Origin of the sequence: Anaerovibrio sp., from assembly GCF_045637405.1 — a bacterium.
In the GTDB taxonomy this organism is placed as follows: domain Bacteria; phylum Bacillota; class Negativicutes; order Selenomonadales; family Selenomonadaceae; genus Anaerovibrio.
Genome location: NZ_JAZTZI010000148.1, coordinates 1 through 5,235, shown reverse-complemented (window position 1 = coordinate 5,235; position 5,235 = coordinate 1). Strand labels below are relative to the sequence as shown.

Sequence of the window (5,235 nt, the reverse complement as noted above, 5' to 3'; positions counted from 1 at the left end):
CCAAAGAAATTGAGGAAATCGTTCGGGAGATAACTGGTACAACTTCTGAAGTGACTAAGAGCATGCGTGAGGGATCCCAGCGCTTGACCTCTGTAGAGGAAATGGCGGCAGAATCTTCTGCTGCTATGGGTGAAATGGTAAACAATATCCGTACCATTGAACATGTTGTTAGTTCCCTTAGTGATATGTCCAATAAACAGTGTGCTACCACTGATGAGATGGCCAAGGTTATCGAAAGTATCGGACAGGCTACAGTTGATATTGCCGGTAATACTCAGGAGACCAGCTCTGCAGTGAGCCATCAGCTGGCAAGCTTGGATGAGATCGGTGAATATGCCAAGTCCCTTCTGGCGGTTAGTGATAACCTTCAGAAAGTGGCTGTACAGTTCAAGGATAAGGATGAGATTATCTTTGCAGTAAATCCGTTCACTGCTCCTGAAAAAATCCGTGCCAGCCACATGCCGATTCTTGCTGAGGCAGCCAAGAAGATTGGCATGAAGGCAAGAACCATTATTGTAAACGATTATGAGGCATTGGGTAATGCCCTTAGGAATAATCTGGCTGATGTGGGCTGGTTCTCTCCAGCGGCTTATGTATCTGCCAAGAATACTACCAATATTACTCCATTGGTAACTCCAAAGGTGAACAATGCTACTAATTATACCGGTTATATCATTACCAAGAAGGGCAGCGGCATAAAGACACTTAACGATTTGCAGGGCAAGTCCTTCGGCTTTGTTGATAAGAAGTCTGCTTCCGGCTACGTATATCCTAAGGCAGCTCTTATTGAAAACGGCAAGAATCCAGATACCTTCTTTGGTTCTACCAGATTCCTGGGCAGCCATAACAAGGTAATTGAAGCAGTAATGAATGGTGTAATTGAGGCTGGTGCTACTTATTCTGAGGCATTTGAACAGGCAGGTGCAGCCGCAGCCAGCAATTTGGATATTATCTTTATGACAGATCCTATTCCAAAGGATGCTATCGCAGCCGGTCCTGGTGTAGATCCGGAGGTTGTTAAGCAGCTGACTCAGGCCTTCGAGCACATGAATGACAGCGATGCCGCTGTTGGCAGCATTATGAAGGGTGTTAAGATTAACGGCTTCGTAAAGGCCAAGGATACGGACTATGATGTAGTAAGAAAGGCTGCTGCACATAGCTAATATCTAAAATCTAAAATGAAATTTAAAAGGGATACAACTAAAGCAGTTTGTTGCTTGGGTTGTATCCCTTTTTAGTAGTTATGATGTTTAAAGAATAAATTTAAAGGCTCTGCCAGGGGTTAAATATTTTATCAGTAGTTTCTCATCATTGGACAGGGAAGCCACAATATTTACACGGTGGTCTGGAGGTAAAAATTCCTTGATGATTTGCAGCTCACCCTGGTATCGTCCATAGTTTTCATTATCAAGGGTAACATAGCCGGCATTTCTTGGACCACAATTATCTGGCTTTATGGTAACAGAGGATTCCTTTGTATACCTGCGGCTTTCCTGGGTGCGAATCACATCCCTGGCCTCATCAGGGCGGGTAGTATATGGCATCTTAAGCAGATTAATAATACCTTCATCTACGGTCCAGGGGGCAGGACGAAGGAGTACAGCATCAGTATCGGAAAATCTGCCCAGAAGCTCAATTTCCTTGTCATTTGGCAGGGAATCACCTGCAAAAACAGAGTCGATACCCATGGCCAATAGGTGGCGCAGGGAAAAATCAAAGCTGGTTTTACGGTGCAGCTCCAACGTTGGAAGACCTGCAAAAATTGGTGAACGCGGACGGTGAAAGCTTGGAATAAAGGCGCTTACCTTAATTCCATATTCATGCAGCAATTGAGTCTTTTGGTAAACAAATTCTTCAGAAAGACCTGTATTATCCCTGGGAAAGAAATTATGCATGGCCTCAAGATTTGACATATCAGTGCCGGCTTCTTTCAGCTTTGCCAGAAAATCTCCGGTGATGGTGGAAGCGTTAAGCTGAAGCTTGATGCCCAAGTCATTATTGCTCATGGTGATAATGTCATCAAAGGCAAAACCATCATCAAGCCGTAATGTCTCAATACCGAGCTGGGCAAAATGGTCGAGAGAAAATCCCGCAACCCCTAAAGTTTTAATTGCTCTGGGTGATATATCGGAGATGACATCCATGTTGCATTCTTTGGCAACAGAAAGGATTTCCTTGAGCTCAGCCTTCAATACCTCGGCATCTGCCTCGGGAATGTGCAGAGAAGTAAAAATACGTTTAATACCAGCGTTGGCGGCTTTTTTGATTAATTCAATGTTTTCATCCAGGTGATTATCCAGGCCAAGATAAACAGAAATACCATTACTCATATTATTTCACTTCCTCCTCAGGGTCATCAAAGCCTATAAGCCAAGTGGCAATAAAGCCAGCTATATAGGCAACAATAAGTCCAACAAGATACACAGGGATGTTATTGGTGGTGGCAGCCAGTGGCAACCCGGAAATTCCCATGGCTGAGGCACCTACCATAAATGCAGCCTGAACGGCACCGCCAAAGGCACCACCGATACAGGCACCGATAAAAGGTTTGCCCAAGGGCAGGGTAACACCGTAAATAAGTGGTTCCCCAACCCCCATTATACCAACTGGAAGGGCAGAAAGAATGGTTTTTTTAAGAAAATTATTTTTAGTTTTTATATAAACTGCAATGGAAGCTCCAATTTGTCCGGCACCGGCCATAGCCAGTATTGGAAGGAGAATGGTGACCCCGTATTCAGACAGCAGCTGGGCGTGGATAGGAGTCATGGTCTGGTGTACTCCCAGCATAACCAATGGCAACCATATACCTCCCAGAACAAAGCCGGTAAACATTCCACCGTGCTGAATAGCAGCAGTAGCAGCATTACCAATGAATTCAGCAATCACCTGTCCTATAGGCTGTAACAGGAAAATTGCAGCCAAACCACCGATAAGGAGAACCAAAAGTGGAGTAAGGAACAGACTAAACATTTCAGGGATTACACGTTTCAGATATTTCTCAAGAACAGCTCCGAGAATGGCCACCATGAGAACTGCAATAATACCGCCACGGCCGGGAACTAAATCGGTACCCATAAGATTTATGTTTGCAAGATTAGGATGACAAAGGACGATGGCAAGAATAGCACCCATGGTAGGGGAACCTCCAAATTCCTTGGCGGCATTATGGCCCACCAAAATATTAAGCCCAAAGAAAATGGCATTGCTCATAACCGTAAGGAGCTGAATGATTGGCCAACTGGTTAATTCAGGATTAATTTTAAATGAAATACCTAATATACCGGTGAGAAGACCACAGGCAATAAATCCTGGAATCATAGGAATGAAAATGCTGGCAATACGCTTAGTCATGAGCTTTAACGGTGTAGCATTTTTGGCGCGGATCTGGGCATGTAGTTCCTTGCCATCTCCAATGGCCGGTTTTTGTTTGATTTCATTTGCAGTGGTGTCCTCAGCAGGCACAGGGGCACTGTTTTCCATAATGCTTGCAAATTCACCATATACATTATCAGCACGTCCTGGGCCTAAAATAATTTGAAGCTCATCCTCATTAAGATTAATACCCATAACGCCGTTGATTTTTTTTATGGCGTCAGTATCAGCCTTGTCATAATCATTTAACTTCAGGCGAAGTCTAGTCATGCAGTGAGTGAATGCAGCAATATTTTGTTTTTCTCCAACTAAGGGATATATCTTTTCGGCAATATCTTTATAATCCATTTTGTACCTCACAGAATGATTCTAGTTTATTTATTGTTTAGATTTTTTATGGCCCTGCCAATATAGCCATCTGCTTCCTCAAGAAGTCTTTGGGAATTTTCAATTGTCTCACCGGAAATAATGTGGAAGATTGCCAGCTTTGCTTTTCCTTTGGCATTGCTCAAAGCCTCAATGGCAGTTTCACGATCACAGTCAGTAACTTCCATAACAATACGGGTGGCTCTTTCAGTGAGCTTTTGGTTTGATGCTTTAACATCAATCATTAAATGACCGTAAACCTTGCCTAATTTTATCATGGTACCAGTGGATAACATGTTAAGGACCATTTTTTGGGCAGTTCCGGCTTTTAAGCGGGTGGAGCCCGTAATCACTTCGGGACCAGGCTGAACAACAATGGCATATTCCGCGGCATCTTCCATAGGAGAATTAGGGGAACAGGTCAAGGAAACGGAAGTAGCTCCCAATTTGTTGGCATATTTTAAAGCAGACAAAGTATATGGAGTTCTGCCGGAAGCGGCAATACCTACAAGTACATCTTGGTCATTAAAGCAGTATTCATTAAGATCGCCCCGGGAAAGCTCAGTGGAATCTTCAGCACCCTCTACTGCCTTGAAAATAGCAGGAGTGCCTCCGGCGATTATTCCTATAACAAGCTCCGGGTCGGTGCCAAAGGTTGGAGGGCATTCCACAGCATCCAGAATACCAAGACGCCCGGAAGTTCCGGCACCTATATAAAAAAGACGGCCCCCATTTTTTATTTTCTCAGCAATAATTTCAATTACCTTTCCGATAATGGGAAGAGCGGATTCAATGGCAGCGGCCACTTTTTTGTCTTCGTCATTAATGGTTTTTAGCATATCCAATGTGGACAGTTCATCAATATGTTTAGTGGCAGGATTTGCCTGTTCAGTTGCAATTTGGGATAAGTTAATCATTAAGTATAAATCCTCCATTTTGTACCACAATAGGTACGCAAAGATGTATAAAAGAAGAAAATGTGAACAATGACGTTATAATTATACTCTTTTAGATTAAAAATATGGTAGCAAATTTTAACGATATTTTGGTTAAAAAAGGAAAAATGGAAATAAAGTGTTGACAATGAGAACGAAAACGTGTAGTATAGGACAAGTCGTCACCCAATGCGCAGGAATGGACAGCAGAAGGTGAATACAACAAAATAACTTATTTTTCAAAGCTTGAAAATAATTCCAAAAAAGTTATTGACAAGAAAGAGGAAAAAGGTTATATTATAAAAGCTGACTCACGAAGCAAGAGCTTCTGAGAAAGATTGTACACGAAGTAATTTTTGGTCGTAGCGAGACGCGACGCAGCAAAACGACGAAGACGTACACAAACTGGTACGTCGAGGAGTTTTGCAAGGAGCAACAAAGCTACGGACAAAAAGGACGAGTGTGGTGTTCTTTGAAAACTAAACAATGCAACAAGAATCATGCACACATGATTCAAGCCAGATGATGGTATTACTTCTTCGGAAGTAATAAACATACAAAA

General features: G+C 42.7%; 4 protein-coding genes. 1 reads left to right on the top strand and 3 read right to left on the bottom strand.

Features of this window, described 5'->3' with window-relative positions:
* A partial coding sequence (gene phnD / locus ACKI5G_RS10220) for a phosphate/phosphite/phosphonate ABC transporter substrate-binding protein (RefSeq protein WP_407400062.1) occupies positions 1 to 1,163 on the top strand: 1,163 nt, incomplete at its 5' end.
* Between the two features lie 87 nt (positions 1,164 to 1,250).
* On the opposite strand, the gene ACKI5G_RS10215 is transcribed toward phnD, so the two are convergent.
* Genes ACKI5G_RS10215 through murQ form a run of 3 tightly spaced genes read right to left on the bottom strand, consistent with a single transcriptional unit; the run spans position 1,251 to position 4,655 of the window.
* The gene (locus tag ACKI5G_RS10215) at positions 1,251 to 2,330 is read right to left on the bottom strand and encodes a DUF871 domain-containing protein (protein WP_407400060.1); all 1,080 of its coding nucleotides are present in this window, start codon (positions 2,328 to 2,330) and stop codon (positions 1,251 to 1,253) included.
* 1 nt (position 2,331) lies between these two features.
* The gene (locus ACKI5G_RS10210; RefSeq protein ID WP_407400058.1) at positions 2,332 to 3,720 is read right to left on the bottom strand and encodes a PTS transporter subunit EIIC; all 1,389 of its coding nucleotides are present in this window, start codon (positions 3,718 to 3,720) and stop codon (positions 2,332 to 2,334) included.
* Positions 3,721 to 3,746: 26 nt separating this feature from the next.
* Complete coding sequence (gene murQ / locus ACKI5G_RS10205; RefSeq protein ID WP_407400056.1) at positions 3,747 to 4,655, bottom strand: N-acetylmuramic acid 6-phosphate etherase; 909 nt, start codon at positions 4,653 to 4,655, stop codon at positions 3,747 to 3,749.
* Between the last annotated feature and the right edge of the window lie 580 nt (positions 4,656 to 5,235).